Genomic DNA, 18,990 nt, shown 5'->3' on the forward strand with positions numbered 1-18,990 from the left:
GCACGGTATGTGTGCTGGTGCCAGCCACATTTTGCCATCAATGCCCAGCAGTCGGATGATAGGTGGCAGAACGACCAGGGGCGAATCGGTGCCGTCGTCAGACACAGAAAGTTACCCGTAGAAGCGGGCCGGATTAGCCCACTTGGCGGTGCCGCAGAAGAAGCGTCCGACCTCCATTGACCGACTCGATATCACGGGCTCGCCGCTCGCTTAGCCGATCACGGGCAGAGTGGGCTCGCATAGTGCAGCAACGTGCCGATAGGTGCACAGTTCGCAGCCTTGCGCCCCGCGTCCTCTGTACGCATTTTCCTCGGGCGATGCGTTGATTCCATCACGTCTGAGTCCGCTTCTTGCGCCGCGCCGCGGTCTTGCCGGATGGCACGGATGCGACCGAAACCTTGCGTGCCGGCCCCGACGTTCGGGCTGAACGGACCACGGTCGGGCGTGTGGGAACGGTCTTCGTGCGACCGGGATGGGCATGGTCGGCACCGGGGTCGCGCAGAGCTGCGAGTTGCTCCTGCAATGCCACGTTCGTCGCCTGTACAGCATCAAACCGCCCCTGCAGCACGCCCGCCTGATGGCGTGCGTCACCGAGTTGCGCCTGCATCGCCTCAGCGGCGCGGCGATGCTCCGCCTCGCGCCTGTCAGCCCGCTTCGTGACGTCGTCGGCTTCCTTCTGCATCTTCACCACCGCGCTGCGCTCGCGGTCGATCTCCAGTAGCGCGCGCTTCTCCGCGGCGCGCAGACGCTCCTCGGCCCGCTCAGCCGTCTCGCGCAGCTTCTCCAGGTCTCGCGAAAACCCCTCACGCACCTTCTCAAGTTCGCTGTCGCGTGCTGCTGCCTCAGCCTTCAGCCGGCTGATCTCGGCTTCGAGCGCCTGCCGCGCCGCGTGGCCCTCCGCCTGCGCCTTCTCCAGCTCACGGACCTCAACCTGGGCAGCGAGCAGCGCGGCCGTGCGCTGCTCGAGCGCGGTTTCCGTCCGCGCCAGTTCGCCCCGCGTGGCCGCGACACGCTGTTCGGCTTCACCCCGCTGCGCCTCCACCTCCGCCCGCAGTGCGTCCAGCTCCGCCTTCGCGGACACGGTGGCGCGCGTCCATAGCGTCGCGACCAGTTCGCCGGCCGCGGCGCTGAGATCGGCTGGCAAGTCCGGACGCTCGATGCGCACGCGGCTCTTGTCGCGCAGGTCGGCCCAGAACTCGCCGAGCACCGCCGCGGGCGTGCCCATGCTGCCGCGCTTGACCAGCTGGTACAGGCGGTTCGCGGTCGGCGTCTGCCCAAAGCGGAAGAACAGCAATGCACAGACCTCGCGGTACAGCTCCCGTGTCTTCGGGAACGCGATCTTAAGGCGCTCGATCTCGGCGGCCAACTGGGTTTCTTCGGACAGAAGGTCGGACATGATGGTAATTCAGGAATTTTCATTAATAATACAACGTAAAACGGAATATATGCTACGCCATGGGTGCATAAATTTGACATTATTTCTATAATGTTGAAAATTAGCACGATGCAACGAATATGCACGTGCGGCATCAATCCCGCTCCTGAAAACCCTCACCTCATGTCCAATTCAGAACACGGCCGCGTCGTCGCGCTACACCCTGCTCCCCTCGAAACGATCGCGATTCCCCCGGCGCTCGATGGGCGCACAGGCACGAACCGCGCCGCAGGTGGTCGCGGGCAGATCGCCGCAGACAACGATCTCGATGCGATTCGCGCCTGGCTTGCGCGCGTGGCCGACACACAGACGACCTTTGAAAGCTATCGCAAGGAAGCCGAGCGACTGCTGCTATGGTCACTGGTGGAACTGGGCAAACCGCTCTCCTCGCTCACGCACGAGGACTGCCTGCGCTATCAACACTTCCTTGTTGATCCACAACCTGCTGCCATCTGGGTGGCGAACGCAGGCGCAGGCGGCGGCCGCAAACACCCACGCGGCGATGCGCGCTGGCGACCGTTCTATGGCCCCCTCTCGAATGCCAGCATCCGTCAGGCGACAGTGATTCTCAATGTGTTGTTCTCGTGGTTGGTGCAGGCCGGATACCTTGCCGGTAACCCGCTCGCACTTTCACGGCAGCGCGTGCGCAAGGCTGCACCGCGCATCACCCGCTATCTCGAGCCCGGGCTCTGGCAGGATGTGAAGGATTTCATCGCGTCTATGCCGCAAGACACCGTCCGGGCGCGTGCGCACTACCACCGCGTTCGATGGCTTTTCACGCTGCTGTATCTGGGCGGACTGCGCATCGCCGAGGTTAGCGGCAATACGATGGGACAGTTTTTCGTGCGGCGCGATTCGGACGGCACGATGCCTTGGTGGCTGACCATACATGGCAAGGGTGGCAGAGAACGGCTGGTTCCGGCCACGCGCGAACTGATGACGGAACTCTCACGCTACCGTCAATCGCTCGGGATGACCGCCCTGCCCTCATCCAGTGAGGCGACGCCGCTAGTGCTCCCGATCGGGCAGATCGCAGGGAGCAGGGCGGACAATACTACAGACAGCACAAACGAACAGAACCGCAGGGACGCGCAACACCGATCACACGCGCCGCTGACGCGCGCGGCGCTGCACACGATCGTCAAGAACGCGTTTGCCGGCGCGGCCGATCGTTTGCGCAAACGTGGCGAAGAAGGCGTGGCACGCGCCGACCTGCTCCAGAAGGCTTCGGCGCACTGGCTGCGGCATACTGCAGGTTCTCACATGGCAGATCGGCAGGTGGATCTGCGGCTCGTGCGGGACAACCTCGGGCATGCGTCGCTGAGTACGACCAGCCTCTATCTTCACGTCGATGATGATCGAAGGCATCGCGAGACTGACAAAAAACACCGGATAGACTGGTGACCTTACGCGTGCGTGCTCGAAGGCCACTCGATTGCAGCTTTGTCACTTCGCCGCCGGCACTGCAAGCGACCTTCGGGTAAAAGCGAGGCACGAGGCTTCATAGAAATAACAGTGAATCCCTACAAGTTAGGGATCTTTGGCGGACCCGCCTCAACACGTCTGAACTACATCAATATGTCAGATACAGAGAAAATCATCCAGGTAAATATCCCCGCTGAGATCCAGGAAAGGATAGACAAAAATGAGCTTAAACTCATTGGCACGCAGGTACGGGATGCACGCGGGCGAATCGTTTGCAATCTCACATCCCTAGAGCGACCTCAAGGTCTGTCATTCTCACCCAACATAACTGTTAACTTCGAAAACTGCGCCTTTATTTCTGGCGCGCTCATCGCCCCTAGCCTGCAAGACGCACTTGATGCCCAAAGGAAAGAATTCCTGTCGAATACGCTGAAGATCAATCGGGTGCTCGAGAATCAAAAGAACGACCTGGTAGCGGCGGTTGCCAAATTCGATGCAACTTTTCAGGTCCTGTTAAACGGGAGTTCACTCATTAGTCAATCGGACGCGTTCAGTTCGGGCCTAGAATCAGCCACACTCTTGGCGTCGCATCTGGGTAGCTACGTGCAAGACTATATTGACAGTACTACCGTCTATCACCATCGAGCCACAGAGACATATCAAGAGTATAAACATGGAACGTATCTGCGGCCGCCCATCATTACGCGCCGAAAATTCGAAAGCTTTACCGATCATCAGGCAAATTTCTTCGCATATTCATTTCTTCAGATATTGAATAAGATCAATATCATTTCGATGTGTTACGACAGAAAGATACTTTTTAATTATTTCGACAACCTGGATGCTCTTGAAAAAACGCTTGTTGAGGCGCTAAATTTCGTGATGTACGAAATGGGCAACGAAGGCGATATCTATCAAATGTGCTACCGGAGCATCGAGGGAAATGCGGCGCGCTCCGGGGTCAACGACGTGCGTCTCGAGAGGATAAAAAAATATGATAAGGTGAATGACTGGGGAAGTCTGATTGCACGGAGCTCGGAGACAGGAAAGGTCACCCATTATGATCCTGAGCGACTATCTTCGATCGAGGCACTTATCGATATCCTAGAAGATATTGCAAACCTGAGACAACGAGCCCTGCAGTTCAATGGCGTGCAGTTGGACGGCCTTAGTGAGCTTGCTGCGATTCGACGCCTGCTCTTCAAGGATCCGGACTAGTTTGCAATGAGGATGCGAATAAAGTAACAGGTAACCTGGATTTGTCGCCTCGAATCTACGACGTTCTAGCGTGGTGCCTACCCTGCGGCTTTCCGCGTGGAAGAATCTGGCAGCAGACGAGAGTGCTGCCCGACGGGTAGCTGCTGGTTTGTGAACTTAGGATTGTTTTCGATCAGGTATGGTGCTTTTGGCGCGTATCGATCCCGAACAGGCCACCCTTCGGCAACGTAGTGTGCCTCAGTACGTTCTCAGCGTTGCCAGAGAGGGCAAGACGAGTGGCGTCCAGATCATCCATCAACTGGCCTCGTTGCGCTGGATTGTCGCGCATCACTCGAACGTCTGTGTGGGAGTACCACCGTGTAGCCATGAAGCACACTTTCTGTGAAGCGCCTACGCAAGTGAGGAAGGCAGGCGTTTTTGAGATACTGCCTAGGACATTGACAGAGGAGTTCAGACATGAAACACCGCTGGTTACTCATAAGCATGTTCCTCCTGTTGTTTTTCTCTAGCAGTTCACAAGCGGTCACAATCAGAATGACCATGTACGACGACGGCCGTTCATGCCCGGCCAACTGCGACGCACACGTCGTATTCGACAATGCACTGAATGGAACCCAGTATGCTCACCGGCCGGATGATGGCATTCATTTTTCGAAATGTCAGAACGGGGCTTCCTGCGAAGTTTGCCTGACTGATGGCAGGCAGCAATGTCTGACTGTGCCATACAGGGGAGCCGGCCCTGGCAAGGAGACGTTCGATTTCACACCTGCGTTCTATGTGGAGTATTGCGCTAGGGCGTCTATCCCGGCACTCCTACGCGACAGGTGCACTTCTCTTCACAACGACGCAAAGCGACTTGAAGGGAGGGTGAACTGTATTCGCGACGCGGGAAACGTCGCGTGCGGCGTCGTCATGACCGATGCACAACGGAAGTCCATCGAGGACGAACCACTATACAGGCAATGCGTGCAGGTCGGCGAGAGCAGATTCAATGCGATTCACGCACCGGGTCAACAGCGCTCAAATGACTGCGCCTACGAACGTATCCCGACCGGAGGCCCAAACTCGCATGGCACGAAGTGGCGCAGACTTCTCCCTGGCGCCTGCCGCCCAGGGACGTATGTGGGTCGGGACGGTCTTGATTGTTGCAGCGGCGTCACCCTCGCTGACGGACCTTTGGGCTCAGAATGCCGGGCATTCTATCCGGCTCGCTAGGCCGCCCTTTTGGGCCAGCACCCGATATCGAGGTTGAGTATTCAGACGGTTCCGCGCTCGTTTGACCGGGCAGCGTATAGTTGGCAGGCCAGAACCGGCAACTGTCAGCGAACGAAGGATTTCTCTCCCGCAAGCCAGACGTTGCCTGCTGCACCACGTGAACGTTAGGTTCAGGCAGCGTTCACAGCATCATTGAATACCTTGCCTGCAGTGAACATGACTGTCGTTGCCGCCGGGATGGTAATGGTCTCACCTGTCGGCGGGTTTCGCCCGCTACGCTTTCATGGAGATTCATTGTCAAGAGGTCCGTACAGTGCGGACAGGACGCTAACCCTAACCCACCTGCGCCGTGCGAGGCAACCCCGAAAGGCTTGCTGGAAGGCCGGCAATTCGTGGCATTGCGCCATGTCTTGCGACGTGGACATGGTCTTCGGCTGTGCGTGGGGGCAACTCATGCGCTGGATGGACACGTCTGCGCGTGATCCAGCCACAAGGCGTCGGTACGAAACGCGTTGAACGCGAAAAGCAGGAACTCATCGACGCGGTCGCTTCCCGTGCGGGCGACAGAAAGGCCAGCACGGGCGAAGCCTTTGATGCGCTTATCGGGATCGTGACGGCCGCCGATGAGCCGTTGTTTCGGCATTGCCGAGACGAGCATCTTACGACGGCACCTGCTCCTCGCTAGGCTCTATCTGGAGCTTGAACCTGAACGATTCGTGATCGCCATCGAGCGGACAACGCATGATGTGTGGGGAACTCGACGGTTTGAACACATACCCCCATGGAAATTGACCGCTCCGACGAAGCCCTTCAACGGCACACGGCATTCTCGGCGTGATTACGGTCGTGCGCGCGACCTTCAACGTGCCGACGCAAAGGCCGTTTTCGGCGCCTTTGCCCGGGGTCAAGCTTACTCGCGCTCCGTTGGCGAAAAGAAAGAGGTCGCACCGGGACTCTGCCTCTGATTCGGCAGGCTCATAGACCTGTTGGGATGATGTGTCATCGGTCGTTGCCGCACCCTTCGGCATATTGTCAAACAGTTCAAGGACGAGAGCGGCGTTATTACGCTTCACGATCTCTAGCGATGAAAGCGGTTCTTTCAGAAACTGCCCTTGATCGGTGATCCGGAAACCGACAACATCTTCCTCCGCGTTCAGCAACATGCGGTTTCCAATCTGCACCACCGGCGCAGAATCATCATCCTGGAGTTCAAGCCGGCTCCCAATCGCGTTGAAGCGCCCATATGAATGCAGCACCCCGGCAGCGTAGCCGAACACTTCATAGCTTGGAAAATCGGTACCACCGGTGCGCCCTAGCAAAAATGGCCCGTAACTTTCGAACGTCAGCGGAAGACCAGTGCCTTGCTCCCATTCGCCCACTGCACTTCTCGCCAGTGTTGCGACGCTCTGGTATTTCGGCCAGACCCGGTCCCAGGTGCCGAGCTTGAGAATTACGTAGATCGAGCCGAGCGACATCGGATCGGCGCAACTGCCGTCTTTGGCTTTCGGATAGAGTGACAGGATCAGCTCCGAGGCGTCGCCGTCATTGTCGAGGTCGAGGGTGCCGCTCTGATCGACGCACATGTCGGAATAGCCAAGATCGTTTTCGATGACATGCCTGATCAAGATCGGTCTGAGCGTCGCGCCAAGCAAAACTGTCTTTGCTACGAAGGAAATGGCGCGTGGAAATTTCTCGGTGAAGAATTCCGTTCCGTTGATCGCGTATGACACGGCGGCGGACAGAACGGCAAGAGACGTCAGCCAGCCGGCCACACGCGCGCCCATCGTAAGAATCAGCGGTCGATGGGTCGGAAAGCGCCTGGCCACCGTCCTAGCCAGCTCCTGGATAGTTGCGGGGATTGGCACCGAATTCCTCCCGTTGAACAGGAATGGTCTTCGCCCGACGGTTATTCGGGCGTGATCTGGGAAATTCCCCCGGTTCCCCACCGGACGACTTCTCCTGTCGTGTCCGGACCTGCAATGGATCTCTCGTTGCCTGTCGCCGGGACATCGTCAGAGGCGCCGCAGCTATACTCAACGACGCACGATCTCAATTGCTCTTGTCCAACCCACCTGCCTTGAAGATGGCAAAAGCCTTCGCGTCGCCAGAAAACACATTCAGATCGACGGGGCCACGAATGCCGTCGACCTTGCCCTGGTAATCGTACTGCCAGATCGTCCAGTTCCCTGCATTGGGCTTCGCGCCCTTCCTAGATGCGGGAGAAACGTCGGAAACCCATTTCGGGTAGGTGTCGAAGCGCTTATCCAGATACTTCTGTGCGCGCGACGGCAGGTAGATGACGGGAGGCTTGCCGTATGCCGCCGTCAGTCGTTGCAGGACTCTCAGTATCTTGTCCTGCGTGATCGCCAGATTGGTGGTCGCGCACGCCGACTGGGTGCCAATCCAGGATGAACCCCCGCCTTCGTACCATTCAAGATCAAGGGCGGTGGGTAGAATGTCTTCGCCCGACGGCAATACGCGGAGCAGGTTATCGACCTGCTCATCGGGTTTTTTGCAAAAATCATAGGTAAGATAGACTCCGTGGGGTATCTCCATGAGATGCAACTCCTCCAGGTTCGCTCGTAACCGCGGATCGGCCAGCGTCGCACCTTGGACTGCCTTAACATAAGCAAATCCGATCCCGCTGCCCTTCACCTTCTTCCAGTCAATTTCCCCGTTGTTATGGCTGACATCGATCCCTCGCACCGGGAACTCATTCAAGGATCGCGCGGTGCTATTCGATGATGACAACACAGCCGCGAATTCTCTGGTTGGCGTGGTGGCGGCCAGCCGGGTCGGACTGGGTGCCGCGGCCTTTCCAAGGAAGAAGAAGGCCCCGGGCGACGCCTTGTGCGGGTATATCGATCCGACCCAAGGCGCGGATATTTTCGTTTTATCGAAGTTGGTAGGGATCAGACCGAGTTGTACGTTGTGGATGACTCGCGTCGCCTCGCCGACAGCCTGATTCTGGGTAATAACACTGCCATAGTCGTGTACGACAGCCGGATTTGTCGGGTCACGCGCCTGAACGGGAAATGAATTGGCAGATCCGTTCTCAATGCCGTCCATCAACGCCTTGAAAAACACGCTGCCTTGCTTGTCTCCGACGGTCCATGTCAGACTGCCCGCGCTACCGGCGGTAACAACGTGCGCACCCGGCTCCCAATACGCGTCCGGATTGCCTCCCTCGTACCCAGTGCCAAATATGTCTCCGCCATAGCACGCATCGACCAATCCGAGAATTTGCCAGCTAGCCCCGGCGGCAATCTGCAGATCGCTCTGGAGATTCGTGAGGCGGTACAGACCGCTCTCGTCGCTGGCCGTCGTCGCACTGGCGAGCGCAAGCGCGCTGCCGGCAGTGTCCTGGACACCGTGACCAGAAAATGCGAAGAGGACGCGAACCCTTCCGCTGTATGCATTCGCCTCCGAGACGACATAACCAGTCAGGAAATAATGGATTGCTTCCTGCGTCGCGGCATCGTTTTCGAGCACGATGACTTCATCAAAACCCTGGTTCCCAGTGAGGAATTTTTGGAGTCGATCAACATCAGCATGCGCGGCCGGCAAATCGCCGTCGACGAATGTGCTTCTATACTTGCTAACGCCAGCGACGATCGCGATGCTGCGAACCGGCTGCGTGTCGTCGCCATACGCGGAGAGAATTCGCGGGTCGGTCACCTGCCCGTCTCTCGGCGCAAACTTCCTGAAGAACGCGCAGCGCTCGACCTTATCCACGTAAGCGCCTTTCACTCCTTTATCGCACTTTACGGACGGGTTCGCATAGACCGCGACTGCGGGGAATGCGAGCGCCATCGCGAGAACAAGAGCACGGTGAAGCGAACGGGTTACCCGAAATTTTCCTTGATGGACTCTCATGGTCGTCATTCCCCAGGCAGTTGCATCACCTTCGCAAACTCGGCTTCCGTTCCCTTGAAAATCGTGGCATCTAGCGGCTTTTGCGGACCGATCGATAGTTGCGAGCCGGCGGTGAACTGCCAGAGCGTCCAGGTAAAGCTCGCTGGTTGTGACGGCTGCTCTATCGCGCGGCGAGTCTGAGAATAGTCAGCGATCCAGAGGGGATACGGTTTCAGGCGCTCCAACTGATGTGACGTGAACTTGTGCTCGTGGAGCCAGGCATTGGATGTGTAGAGGATCGGTAATTTGCCCGAAGCTTTCGCCACATGGTCCAGCCATGCGATCGCACTGTCGATGATTACATCCGGCGACGTACCGACCCAGCGATCGCGCGACGTGGACGTCTTATCCCACTCAAGGTCGAGTACCGACGGCAACTCATTTTTGACAAAGCCGCCCGTCTGGGTCCGGAGCCGGACATAGCTCTGCGCCTGCTGGAGGCCAGGCGAGGTAGCGGTGAGGAAATGATAGGCGCCCCGGCTTGGTGCCGATGGGGATTTGAGCTCGCCTAGCATCTTCCAGTACTCCGCAAACCTGCAATCCCGATAGTTCACATCCTGCGTTGCCTTCACGTATACGAAACGTACCTTTTGTCCCGCCATCGTCGTGAAGTCGATCTCTTTAGCAGGATTCATGGGTCTTTTGCACTGCGGATCGGCCGATGACCAGTGGCTGAGATCAATGCCGAATATAGAGTTCTCCCGTATCTTTCCTCCATCAATGGCAGCATTGGTGGGAAATACGAAAGGACCGTTGAGTGCCTTTGATTTTCCCTCAGTACCTGCTGCAGGCCCTGGCTTGACGATGAAGGCTTCAAAGAGAGCGCCGCGAGAGTAATCGTCTATCGTGTTTTTCCATACCGTTGGCGCAGCGCTGGCCATTGGCAGCACGAGCGGACACAGTGGCAGCAACAGGGCGATCAAGCGTGATGTCGAGTAGTTCACACGACCTCCTACGGTCCGAGCCATAACTGCCCAGGTGACGAGGCGACGGAGAAACTGATGGACTGGGCCCGAAATGGAATTGTGTTTGTTGGGTACGACTAGATACCACTGCCTTGAATAAATCGGTCAAGACGTGACGCCAGAGGATCCGCCTCTGCGAGACTGTCTGCTAGAAGATGTCGATGGCAATCCGGATGAGGCCAAGGATATGCTTTGCATCTTGCCTGGCGCTAGTTGAGTATCGGTCTTCGCACTGCCGACTCAAAGAGCTCATTGAAATGCTGTGTGCGGTAACCATCACAAGCGTGTCGCTGCACATTCCGCTTATCTTGTATTGAGGGCGCTGTCTCCCTGCGTCATCGAGCATGCGACGCGCGTTGCATCGCTGACAGACAGAACGATGGCGTCCGCTATTTCAGAATATCAATATTGATGTGTTTGAGCGGCGCCGTGGTCGCACCCAGAGCATTGAGGGGTGCGTGAGCGTCGGGTAGCTCGACCGTCGCCGGCCGGCCCTGTTTAAGTTTCGCTATCGCCTGGTTGATGTTAGCAATCGCGGCGGGACTCAGATTATTAAACAGTTGACGGACAACTGTTTCCTGCGGCCACGGCTTGCTGTAAGTACACCCGGCCGGCGTGGTATTCACTGCCTGTACGGGGCCAAAGTTTCTGGGCAAGGTTCCGAGTTGCTGGCATAGGAGACCGTCTTTCTCCTGCTGCACAGGGTTGCCGAACAGGTACCAGTACAACGCCACGATCTGAGTGTCCGTCAAGGCCTGAGCGGGGCTAACCACGCTGCTCACCGCCGCGAGAGCACCCTTGTCGACGGCTGAATTCAGATTCAGCGTGGAACCGATCGTACTTACCTGGTTGCCGCTCTTGTCGGTAGCGTCGGGCCTCGCAACGATGATTGCTTTTCTGACCAACGTCGTAATCTGCGGAATCGTGCAGATTTCCTGGTGATCCATAATGGCCACGAGCGCGGAATATCCCGTTAGCGCCCCCGGGTCGGTTTTCACCCTGCTCTGGTGCGTGACGATGGCGTTGAGCGTTAATGTGCGTACCGAATCGATATTCTCCGCAGCAAAGAGAAAGTCTTTCGTGTAAATACTTGTGCCGGCTACAAACGTCGACGTTACGAGCGCCGTCGCGGTAACCGCTGCCGGACCCGCGTGCGTTAGCGCCAGTATGGACGTCGCCAAGGTTCCAGCCGCGGTGACGTAGTCGTTCGCAACGATGATCCAATGCTGTCTTTGCCCGGCATTGCGGAAATAGTCCCAGCACGACGCGTAAATCAGGGCGAATCCCGCGTCAAGCATATCCGCTGCTGCTTCGCCATCTTTGGGGTTGCGGAGCGAAATGGCAGCCATTCTGTTGAACCGGGCGGCGAGCACGCCCATGCCTTCTACCGCTAGGGGCGTCGAGGCAGCTTCTGCTGCCGAAGCAGTTGCCGGTGCTGAAGCCGTCGCACTCGCTGATACAGCTGCTGGCGTTGTAGGTTGACCAGGATTCGTGGGCGGGTCCGACGCAGCGGCCGCAGATAAGACCGCGGGTGTCCAGTCAGCAGTGACGATTGGTTTCGGGCCGGTTGGAATCCCGCAGGCTACGAGTAGCGCACTGACACAGATTGCCGCGATTGTGAGACGTCCGCTTAAGGGCAGTAGTGTGCCCGTCCGGGCGATGTGAGCTCGCGACATTTTTTAACCTCTTCTTAGCGTAACGCATTCACGGCCGGAATGCGGGAGCCCCTCGAACAGACCACGGGATCATGCCGGTCAGAAACACGGGGCCGCCAAAGGGTATTTTATAAAGCGCAAGGTATCTGGTCCCGTGCGTCGTAGGCCCATGTGTGAGGGAGGCCACATTCGCTAGATGCAAAACGCCAAATCACCAGAGCGATTACGGCAGATGGACCAGGCAAATGCGGGAGCGGCAGAAAGCAAGTGCTGCCAAGCGGCGAGCAAGGCTCGCTGCAGGCAGTATTCCAGCGAGCCGACCCCGAGGGTTTTCTGTCGATGCACGGGTTGTTTGGTATCGCATCCTGAGCAGTGGGCGAGCGAGCAAGTCAATAAACGTCTGTATCGCGCTTCGTCTCGCTGAGCAATAAATGGATCTTGTGGCCAGCTTCATCTGCATTCAGCAAGCCGACAACGTTGGCAATGACCGCATACCACTGGTCATCGGCAAGCTGTGTGAAAAGAGCGCGAAGCGTCGTGCTCGGTCTGATCAGGAACTGATGCCGCGTAAGGAACAGATAAGGCCAGCTATTCCGCGTTTGTAAGTCCGCCTGTATAGCGTACCCGACCACGACCCTGTGAGATCGGAAATCACGTCGACAGGCGCACTTTGATAGTTCACGTTATCTTAATAGCGTAACAAGCAAACACTTTTCGACAGTAAGATCCGTGGTGCAAACGCGGAGACACTCCAATCCGGTAAGCGGGACAGGCGCTCGCCGCAGGGGGCGCCTCTAGGCATTCTCGTGATGTCAACGTGCGATCGGCGTATAGGCATGCATGCTGCGCGTCGGAGCAACGCCATACCGCACGTCTCAGACCCCAGTCTGCTCTTTGAAAATAAATTCTGCGTACCACTCGGGCCAGTTTTCGTCGTGTTTGCCGGTCTTTTTCTCGTGCTCACCGTGCGCCGCCGCTGCCCGGCGAAGCGCACCCTCGAGTTCGCTTGCCGACGAGAACGCTGGCCCAGACTCGACTCTACCAGGAAGCCGCGTGGTCACCTCCTGGAAAACCCACTCATTTCCGTCCGGATCTTTAAACGCGGCAAAAGACCCATAGCTCTTGCGCGCCGGTTGCGGACCCAGAACGCGCCCATACTCACCTGCATGATGGAATAAACCACCAGCATCGTGGAAGACTTCGCTTACATTGATGCCGCGATCCACGAGCGACGCACGGGCGACTTGCACATCGGACACGATGAGATGGAGACCCTGTACCGAGCCCGGCACTGCTGTGGTTACCCCTGTGCCAAAGAGCAACGAGCAGTGCGAGCCTGGAGGGGTGAAGTGCACAACCCTGAACTGCTCATCTTTCGCAATATCGACATCCATCCTCCAGCCTAAGCTCTGGTAAAACTCCTTGGCTCTATCGACGTCCGACACAGGAATGACGATCACTTCGAGCCGCATGTCGAACTTGCGCCCGCCTTCGGCCCCGATCTCCGCTTCGCCGGGCGATTGTTGATTGCTCATGATGCTTCCCTCACGGTTGAACGATCAAATGAAAATATTAAGCAACTGCAGATATGGCTCCGCACCCGAAGCAAAGTGCTTGAGCGGTCTTTTCCAATTTTCCGAAGCTTCTTTCGAACTTTATCGCGACGGCCGAATCGTGTCTCCGAAGGTTACGCAGTTTGACTGTTTCGCGGAGGAAAGGACCAGTAGCCTTGTTGTGGACATTGTTTTATCCGCATCGGGTCTGATCGGGAACGGCGTAACTTTTGGGCAACAATGCTCACGTTGATTTGCTTGGCAAGCAACAAAGTCGAGGGTGGTGATACTTGGCGTCTTCATCAGCGCACAAGCACTTGTTACACCGCTGTGCGACCAAGCGCGTCGTACTTGATCCGTCGCACATCTCCTAGCTCTCAACCCCGACGCAATCACGATCCATGCAATCGAAAAATTAGGTCTGGCAGGATCAATCTGCTGCAGAAACACCAAGTTTTCTATAGTGCCCGCGGATTCGCGAAACTTTCGAGAAAATGTCTAATAACGCCCGCACGCGACACGCGTGTCATGTTTAACATAATGACACGTGCGACACGCCGCATAAAACATATAACCGTTATCTAATTCTCACAGCCCTCGTCGCATATTCGCGCGGGTCCGACAGACAATGGAAACGCCATAGCGGACGGCAGCAGAAACGCATTAGATCCGAAGATCGGCCACCGTCATCAAATAACCGTTTTCGCTACCGTGACTAACGTTAGCCACTTTCGACTAACCGTGAGATAAACGCGGCGCACTTCCCGCAAGCATGGCCACCAAATCCAACAAGCCTGGAAATAGCCAATAAAGCGCGTAGACCTCGACCAAATACGAGCCATGTTCCTAGAACAATAATTAACGAACCGAAATCACGATCAAGTTCGACGAGAGCTACATGGAAGAGGTCCGACGCGGCTACAAGCCACTTTTCTTTCCCGCTGCCATTTACTGGGACTGCATTCATCCCTCGCGTCAAGGGAAGCGGGACACGCTGCCTTCACCCAATAACCTCGTTCATGCACACACGTTCGAACACGGCTGGAAGTCCTTCGCTACGTGCAGTGTGTCGATCGTGGATTGGAACCACGATTACCCAGGACCAACGTTCAAAGGTATCGCTGGAGAGGAGCTAAGCCTGATCAAACGAATAACCGTAGGCGTAACCTGTACGGATAGAGCAAAACGTCCGATCCAGGCAACCGGATATCTCTTCGACAAGCGACTGAATTTCATCGGGTTGATCGAATTCAGGTATTTCAGCGAACGCATGGCGAAGACAATGGATTTCGACGTCGAACATTTTGCTTTACCAATGTCGACCACGATTCAGGTGCGCTTCCAGGTCGGTGGCGGCGGTTCGCCAACAGTTCCTTTTCCCCCTCTTATCAGCAGCGTCTTCATAGAAGTATGCAACCAGTGAAGGCCACGACGAATCGGCGCCATTGCGCGGACGCGTTCCCTTTACCTCACCCCAAAGGATAAAACAATGAGTTACGCAACGGCATTAAGCGGATTGGCGGGTGCATCCAAAGATCTGGATGTTGTTTCCAACAACATAGCCAATGCCAGCACGGTCGGATTCAAATCAGGTCAGGCGCAATTCGCCGACATGTATGCAAACGCGCTGACCACGGCGGTGACGAACCAGGTGGGTATCGGTGTACGCGTATCGACAGTCGCTCAGGATTTTAGTCAAGGAACGATCACCTCGACAGATCGGGATCTGGACGTTGCGATCAACGGCAATGGCTTCTTCGAACTGTCGCAAAACGGAACAACTGTGTATTCGCGCAACGGCCAGTTCTTTATGGCGAAGAACGGTGCGATCACAAACGCTGACGGCCTCCAACTGATGGGCTACGCGGCAAACGCTAACGGTACGATCAACACGGGCAGTGTCGTCCCGCTCTTTATTCCAACAAGCGATATGCCGCCAGCGGCGACGACCAAAATCGGCGTGCAATTCAATCTCAACTCGCAAGCGTCCGTGCCGACAACCGCGCCCTTCTCTGCCACCGACGGAACGAGCTGGACGACCACGACTACTGTGCCTGTCTACGATTCGCTCGGCGGAGATCACGACGTCAACCTTTACTTCGTCAAGAACTCGGTCGGTTCGTGGACCGCGTATGGCACGACGGGTTCACCGCCCGCTCCCGTCGGCCCGAATGCCAACGGCAATCTCGGCACAGTCACCTTCGACAATAGCGGCAATATCACATCGCCCAGCCCGGCGAGCTTTTCACTCAGCATTCCCAACGGCGCGGACGGTGGTGCGACAACGCAGCCTTTGACTCTCGACCTTACCGGTACTACACAGTTCGGCCAGGCATCGGGGCCGACGAGTCCGCCAACGAATGATGGTTGGGCTGCTGGAGAACTTAGCCGTTACTCGATTGGATCAGACGGTGTTATTACCGGGACGTACACGAATGGACAAAATCGGGCGCTTGGGCAAGTAGTGCTCGCGAACTTCACCAACCCCAACGGGCTGGTAAATCTGGGCGGTAACATCTATGGACAGACGGCAGCATCTGGCAATCCCGCCGTTGCTGCACCAGGTACGACCGATCACGGTCAACTGCAGGGTGGCGCCGTAGAAAACTCGAATGTCGACCTGACAAGTGAACTGGTCAACCTCATTACGGCGCAACGCGATTATCAGGCTAATTCCCAATCGATCAAGACTCAGCAGACTGTTGACCAAACGCTTATTAATCTGTAAGCCGAAATGGCTGATGATACCGATCGATGCGCAATCGTGATCGCGTGCGGGTTACATGCACTTGTGTGCTTTGTAGCCCGCAATCCCCAGCGAACATGGAAGTCCGCAACGCACATCCATCAGACAGAAGCCCGTGCGACTGCATATGCACATATTGGGACAGTCACCGTGCCCCACAGGTAGCTCGATGAGTTTAGCAACAGAAGAAAAAGCACAATACATCACCGAAGAACTCGAACGGATTGCCCAAAACAGGCTTTTCACGAATTCCGCCCGTCTAGTGCGTTTCCTTCGATTCGCTGTTGATGAAGCACTGAATGAACGGGGGCATCTTCTCAAGGAATACTTGATCGGTACAAAAGTCTACGACCGACCGCACGGTTACGATCCTCGTATTGACTCTGTCGTTCGCGTAGAAGCCCGTCGTTTGCGTTCGAAACTCAAGCAATATTATGAAACGGCTGGCGTTGCGTCGAATTTTCGCATCATGTTTCAGACGGGATCGTACGCCCCGACATTCGTTTCCATCGACAACACAGATCAAGTATCGCGACACCCCGAATCGCGTTCGCAACAGAGGCCAACAGATCTTTATACCGATGGCGAAGGTACAGGAGTCGCAGTGCTTCCTTTCAGGTGCGTGACGACGTGTGCGCAAACCGCTGAATTCGCTGCTGGGCTTACTGACGAACTCGCATATCTGATAAGTATTTCGCGTGGATTTCGTGTCCTTGGTCACGACGCCGTTCCCCGCGCATGTAACGATGCGACCTGGTCCACGTCAATTGCGCGCGAACGCGGCATTCACGTTTTCCTTCATGGTGCCGTACGTCGCTCTCGCGAGCGTTACCGGGTTACCGCCGAAATGCATGATTCCACTGGCTTCGTCGTCTGGTCAACCCGATTCGACGTTGACGCTGAAAACGTCGAATCTGAGCAAGAGCGGATCGCGACCAGTATTGCGGCACGTTTGCGACTCGACTACTCGCCACTACGCGCAATGCACGTATCGCCCAGCCGAACGGCGGTGCGCTCCCTCGGCCTCTCTATGCGCGGACGACAAGCTATCGACGGGCAGGGACCAGCGGCAATAGGCGACGCGATACGCTTAATGACGGCATCCGCCGTCAAGGTGCAAACTTGCACGCGGCTCTGGTCGACGATTGCGGATGGCCATATCGAGCTTTTCAGACTTGACGCGCTCGAGCACGAACCCGCTTGGGATGTCGGCAAACCCATCGTTGACCGTGTGCTGGCGCTTGATCCCCTTTCTTCCGAAGGCCACTGCGCCGCCGCAGGCGTTCATGGCTGGCTGCGCTGGAACTGGACGAAGGCGTCGACACATCTTCGCATCGCACTCGGCACGGCAGACATAGCGCGTGCACACCATCTGCATGGCCTTCTGCTTTCATACGACGGACGCTTCGAAGAAGCGCTCGGTCAGTTATATCAGGCATATTCCCTCGACTCCTTCTCCCAGTCTGTCAAGGCAGACATTGCCCGCACGCTGTTTCTCGCGCGCAAATATGATGCTTTGACGGCGATGGTCGAAAGTGATCTGGAACGCGAGTCGAATCTTGACGTTCTCAGATATCTTGGCCTTGCATATGTATTCTCCGGAGCACTAGATAAGGCCGAACTTCTCGAAACGCACATATTGAATCACGTGCCCGGGTCCGAGGCGCATCGGATCGTTACTGCCGAGTTAGCAGCGTGGTTAGGGCGCCCCGCCGATGCGACGCTCGTGCTAAAGAGCCAACAGATTTCGTGCGCCGCTCGCGCGTTTCTCACAGTGGCGATCGGGGATTATCCAATGAGCGTCGCTGCGCTGAGTCTTGCGCGAAAAAAACGTAGCCCGATCGTGCTCACACTGCACTTCGACGCCCGCTTCGACAATCTACGGCGTAATGCGACATTTGACTCAATTGCCAATCAGGCTCGCGTCAAATTTTCCGACTGAATTCGGGTGCGAACCGCTATGGCGGCCCCACTGATTGCACGCTGCCTCGCACCCCTTCAGAAGGCCGGGCGACAAACACCCAGTCGCTATATCTTTTTGCATCATCAAAGCCGCGAAATTCGCCAGAAAAATGTGCGATCTGAATGGGGCGTGCATGCGATGCGCTGTGCACGCCGACGATCGTCTGTCCATCGGGCGAGCGAACGAATTCCCAATCCGCCTTGCCCGTCATCGGGTCAGCATAGAGCTTGCGCAAATGCCGCATGACATTCGGATAACGTGGATCACGGACGAGTTCTTCAAGCGTGGGTGGCTGATTCGGCTGACCGACGGGCGTCGCCAGCGCATAACTGAGCAATGCGCGCTGAAACTCGCCGCCGATGAACAGTAGTTCCCGTTCGGCCGCGCGCCGCTGATAGACGGCGCCAAGCTGTACCGTCGCGGCAGCCGCCACGCCGATGATCGAAATCAGGATCAGCAGCGCGAGATACGCGTAGCCCCGTTGCGTCCCGCGTGCTTTTGTTTTGCGCATGGCTACAGTGCCTCGTAAGGCTTACCGTTGCCGTCCACGCCCTGCGCGCCGCTTCGGATGTCGTAGACCTTGCCGGGCAGTGGTTCGTCGGGTGGCACGATATGCCATGTCGTCGTGCTCTCGGTGATGGGATCGACTGGCAGCGTGCGCAGATAGCGCTTCTCGACGAGTTCATCGAGTGAGTCCGGATAACGGCCCGCATCGCCGAAAAACCTGTCGATTGCATCGCGCGTTGCGAGCAGATTCTCCGCAAGTACCTTTTCCTTCGATGTATCGATCGAATGGAAGTAGTTCGGCAAAGCGATCGTGAGCATCAGCGCGATCACCGACAACACGATCAGCAGTTCGATCAGCGTAAAGCCTTTTGCAACACGCGTGCGCCGCATCAT

The 18,990-nt window shown here is 56.8% G+C and carries 15 protein-coding genes and 1 pseudogene; 6 read left to right on the forward strand and 10 right to left on the reverse strand.

Annotated features, from left to right (window positions below; all coding sequences use genetic code 11):
- Positions 1-331 precede the first annotated feature (331 nt).
- Positions 332-1,396, reverse strand: coding sequence for a DNA-binding protein (locus DK391_RS06745; protein WP_109477227.1), 1,065 nt, complete (start codon positions 1,394-1,396; stop codon positions 332-334).
- A gap of 162 nt (positions 1,397-1,558) precedes the next feature.
- On the opposite strand from DK391_RS06745, the gene DK391_RS06750 reads away from it, so the two are divergent.
- Together DK391_RS06750 and DK391_RS06755 are read left to right on the forward strand one after the other, a co-directional pair.
- Positions 1,559-2,839 carry a tyrosine-type recombinase/integrase gene (locus DK391_RS06750; protein ID WP_109477228.1) on the forward strand — a complete coding sequence of 427 codons (1,281 nt, stop codon included), beginning with the start codon at positions 1,559-1,561 and terminating at the stop codon, positions 2,837-2,839.
- Positions 2,840-2,950: 111 nt separating this feature from the next.
- A complete protein-coding gene (locus tag DK391_RS06755; RefSeq protein WP_162600711.1) occupies positions 2,951-4,078 on the forward strand; it encodes a hypothetical protein in 1,128 nt (375 codons plus the stop codon).
- Between the two features lie 1,385 nt (positions 4,079-5,463).
- Here the strand turns inward: DK391_RS06755 and DK391_RS06760 are convergent.
- The 6 genes and pseudogenes from DK391_RS06760 to DK391_RS06790 form a co-directional block, all read right to left on the reverse strand.
- A pseudogene (locus tag DK391_RS06760) lies at positions 5,464-5,571 on the reverse strand (HU family DNA-binding protein); the annotation flags it as partial.
- A 173-nt stretch (positions 5,572-5,744) separates the two neighbouring features.
- Complete coding sequence (locus tag DK391_RS06765) at positions 5,745-5,951, reverse strand: hypothetical protein (protein WP_109477230.1); 207 nt, start codon at positions 5,949-5,951, stop codon at positions 5,745-5,747.
- Between the two features lies 1 nt (position 5,952).
- On the reverse strand, positions 5,953-7,077 hold the full coding sequence (locus tag DK391_RS06770; protein ID WP_109477231.1) for a hypothetical protein: 1,125 nt from the start codon (positions 7,075-7,077) through the stop codon (positions 5,953-5,955).
- Between the two features lie 265 nt (positions 7,078-7,342).
- Positions 7,343-9,169, reverse strand: coding sequence for a GH25 family lysozyme (locus tag DK391_RS06775; RefSeq protein WP_162600712.1), 1,827 nt, complete (start codon positions 9,167-9,169; stop codon positions 7,343-7,345).
- A 5-nt stretch (positions 9,170-9,174) separates the two neighbouring features.
- Complete coding sequence (locus tag DK391_RS06780) at positions 9,175-10,152, reverse strand: GH25 family lysozyme (protein WP_162600713.1); 978 nt, start codon at positions 10,150-10,152, stop codon at positions 9,175-9,177.
- 410 nt (positions 10,153-10,562) lie between these two features.
- A complete protein-coding gene (locus DK391_RS06790) occupies positions 10,563-11,552 on the reverse strand; it encodes a hypothetical protein (RefSeq protein WP_109477235.1) in 990 nt (329 codons plus the stop codon).
- A gap of 707 nt (positions 11,553-12,259) precedes the next feature.
- On the opposite strand from DK391_RS06790, the gene DK391_RS44175 reads away from it, so the two are divergent.
- Positions 12,260-12,433 (forward strand): hypothetical protein, encoded by a 174-nt coding sequence (locus tag DK391_RS44175; protein WP_162600714.1) that lies wholly within the window; start codon positions 12,260-12,262, stop codon positions 12,431-12,433.
- 270 nt (positions 12,434-12,703) lie between these two features.
- Here DK391_RS44175 and DK391_RS06800 read toward each other — a convergent pair whose 3' ends face one another.
- The gene (locus DK391_RS06800) at positions 12,704-13,363 is read right to left on the reverse strand and encodes a VOC family protein (RefSeq protein ID WP_109477237.1); all 660 of its coding nucleotides are present in this window, start codon (positions 13,361-13,363) and stop codon (positions 12,704-12,706) included.
- A 916-nt stretch (positions 13,364-14,279) separates the two neighbouring features.
- On the opposite strand from DK391_RS06800, the gene DK391_RS06805 reads away from it, so the two are divergent.
- The 3 genes from DK391_RS06805 to DK391_RS44180 all read left to right on the forward strand — a co-directional run bounded on the left by DK391_RS06805 (position 14,280) and on the right by DK391_RS44180 (position 18,069).
- Complete coding sequence (locus tag DK391_RS06805; RefSeq protein ID WP_109477238.1) at positions 14,280-14,804, forward strand: hypothetical protein; 525 nt, start codon at positions 14,280-14,282, stop codon at positions 14,802-14,804.
- Between the two features lie 66 nt (positions 14,805-14,870).
- Positions 14,871-16,109, forward strand: a complete 1,239-nt coding sequence (gene flgE, locus DK391_RS06810; RefSeq protein WP_109477239.1) for a flagellar hook protein FlgE — start codon at positions 14,871-14,873, stop codon at positions 16,107-16,109.
- Positions 16,110-16,296: 187 nt separating this feature from the next.
- Complete coding sequence (locus tag DK391_RS44180) at positions 16,297-18,069, forward strand: hypothetical protein (RefSeq protein WP_162600715.1); 1,773 nt, start codon at positions 16,297-16,299, stop codon at positions 18,067-18,069.
- A gap of 16 nt (positions 18,070-18,085) precedes the next feature.
- On the opposite strand, the gene DK391_RS06820 is transcribed toward DK391_RS44180, so the two are convergent.
- On the reverse strand, positions 18,086-18,601 hold the full coding sequence (locus DK391_RS06820; protein ID WP_109477241.1) for a type II secretion system protein: 516 nt from the start codon (positions 18,599-18,601) through the stop codon (positions 18,086-18,088).
- Positions 18,602-18,603: 2 nt separating this feature from the next.
- Positions 18,604-18,990: a type II secretion system protein gene (locus DK391_RS06825; RefSeq protein ID WP_204117303.1), complete on the reverse strand. Its 387-nt coding sequence runs from the start codon at positions 18,988-18,990 to the stop codon at positions 18,604-18,606.

The sequence above is a fragment of the Paraburkholderia sp. C35 genome, from assembly GCF_003121405.1.
In the GTDB taxonomy this organism is placed as follows: Bacteria; Pseudomonadota; Gammaproteobacteria; order Burkholderiales; family Burkholderiaceae; genus Paraburkholderia.

What these genes read in the sequence shown, in the direction of transcription:
- DK391_RS06745 (WP_109477227.1), bottom strand. Translation starts at nt 1,396, where the DNA reads ATGTCCGACCTTCTGTCCGAAGAAACCCAGTTGGCCGCCGAGATCGAG.
- DK391_RS06750 (WP_109477228.1), top strand. Translation starts at nt 1,559, where the DNA reads ATGTCCAATTCAGAACACGGCCGCGTCGTCGCGCTACACCCTGCTCCC.
- DK391_RS06765 (WP_109477230.1), bottom strand. Translation starts at nt 5,951, where the DNA reads ATGCTCGTCTCGGCAATGCCGAAACAACGGCTCATCGGCGGCCGTCAC.
- DK391_RS06770 (WP_109477231.1), bottom strand. Translation starts at nt 7,077, where the DNA reads ATGGGCGCGCGTGTGGCCGGCTGGCTGACGTCTCTTGCCGTTCTGTCC.
- DK391_RS06775 (WP_162600712.1), bottom strand. Translation starts at nt 9,169, where the DNA reads ATGAGAGTCCATCAAGGAAAATTTCGGGTAACCCGTTCGCTTCACCGT.
- DK391_RS06790 (WP_109477235.1), bottom strand. Translation starts at nt 11,552, where the DNA reads ATGGGCGTGCTCGCCGCCCGGTTCAACAGAATGGCTGCCATTTCGCTC.
- DK391_RS44175 (WP_162600714.1), top strand. Translation starts at nt 12,260, where the DNA reads ATGGATCTTGTGGCCAGCTTCATCTGCATTCAGCAAGCCGACAACGTT.
- DK391_RS06800 (WP_109477237.1), bottom strand. Translation starts at nt 13,363, where the DNA reads ATGAGCAATCAACAATCGCCCGGCGAAGCGGAGATCGGGGCCGAAGGC.
- DK391_RS06805 (WP_109477238.1), top strand. Translation starts at nt 14,280, where the DNA reads ATGGAAGAGGTCCGACGCGGCTACAAGCCACTTTTCTTTCCCGCTGCC.
- flgE (WP_109477239.1), top strand. Translation starts at nt 14,871, where the DNA reads ATGAGTTACGCAACGGCATTAAGCGGATTGGCGGGTGCATCCAAAGAT.
- DK391_RS44180 (WP_162600715.1), top strand. Translation starts at nt 16,297, where the DNA reads ATGAGTTTAGCAACAGAAGAAAAAGCACAATACATCACCGAAGAACTC.
- DK391_RS06820 (WP_109477241.1), bottom strand. Translation starts at nt 18,601, where the DNA reads ATGCGCAAAACAAAAGCACGCGGGACGCAACGGGGCTACGCGTATCTC.
- DK391_RS06825 (WP_204117303.1), bottom strand. Translation starts at nt 18,990, where the DNA reads ATGATGCGGCGCACGCGTGTTGCAAAAGGCTTTACGCTGATCGAACTG.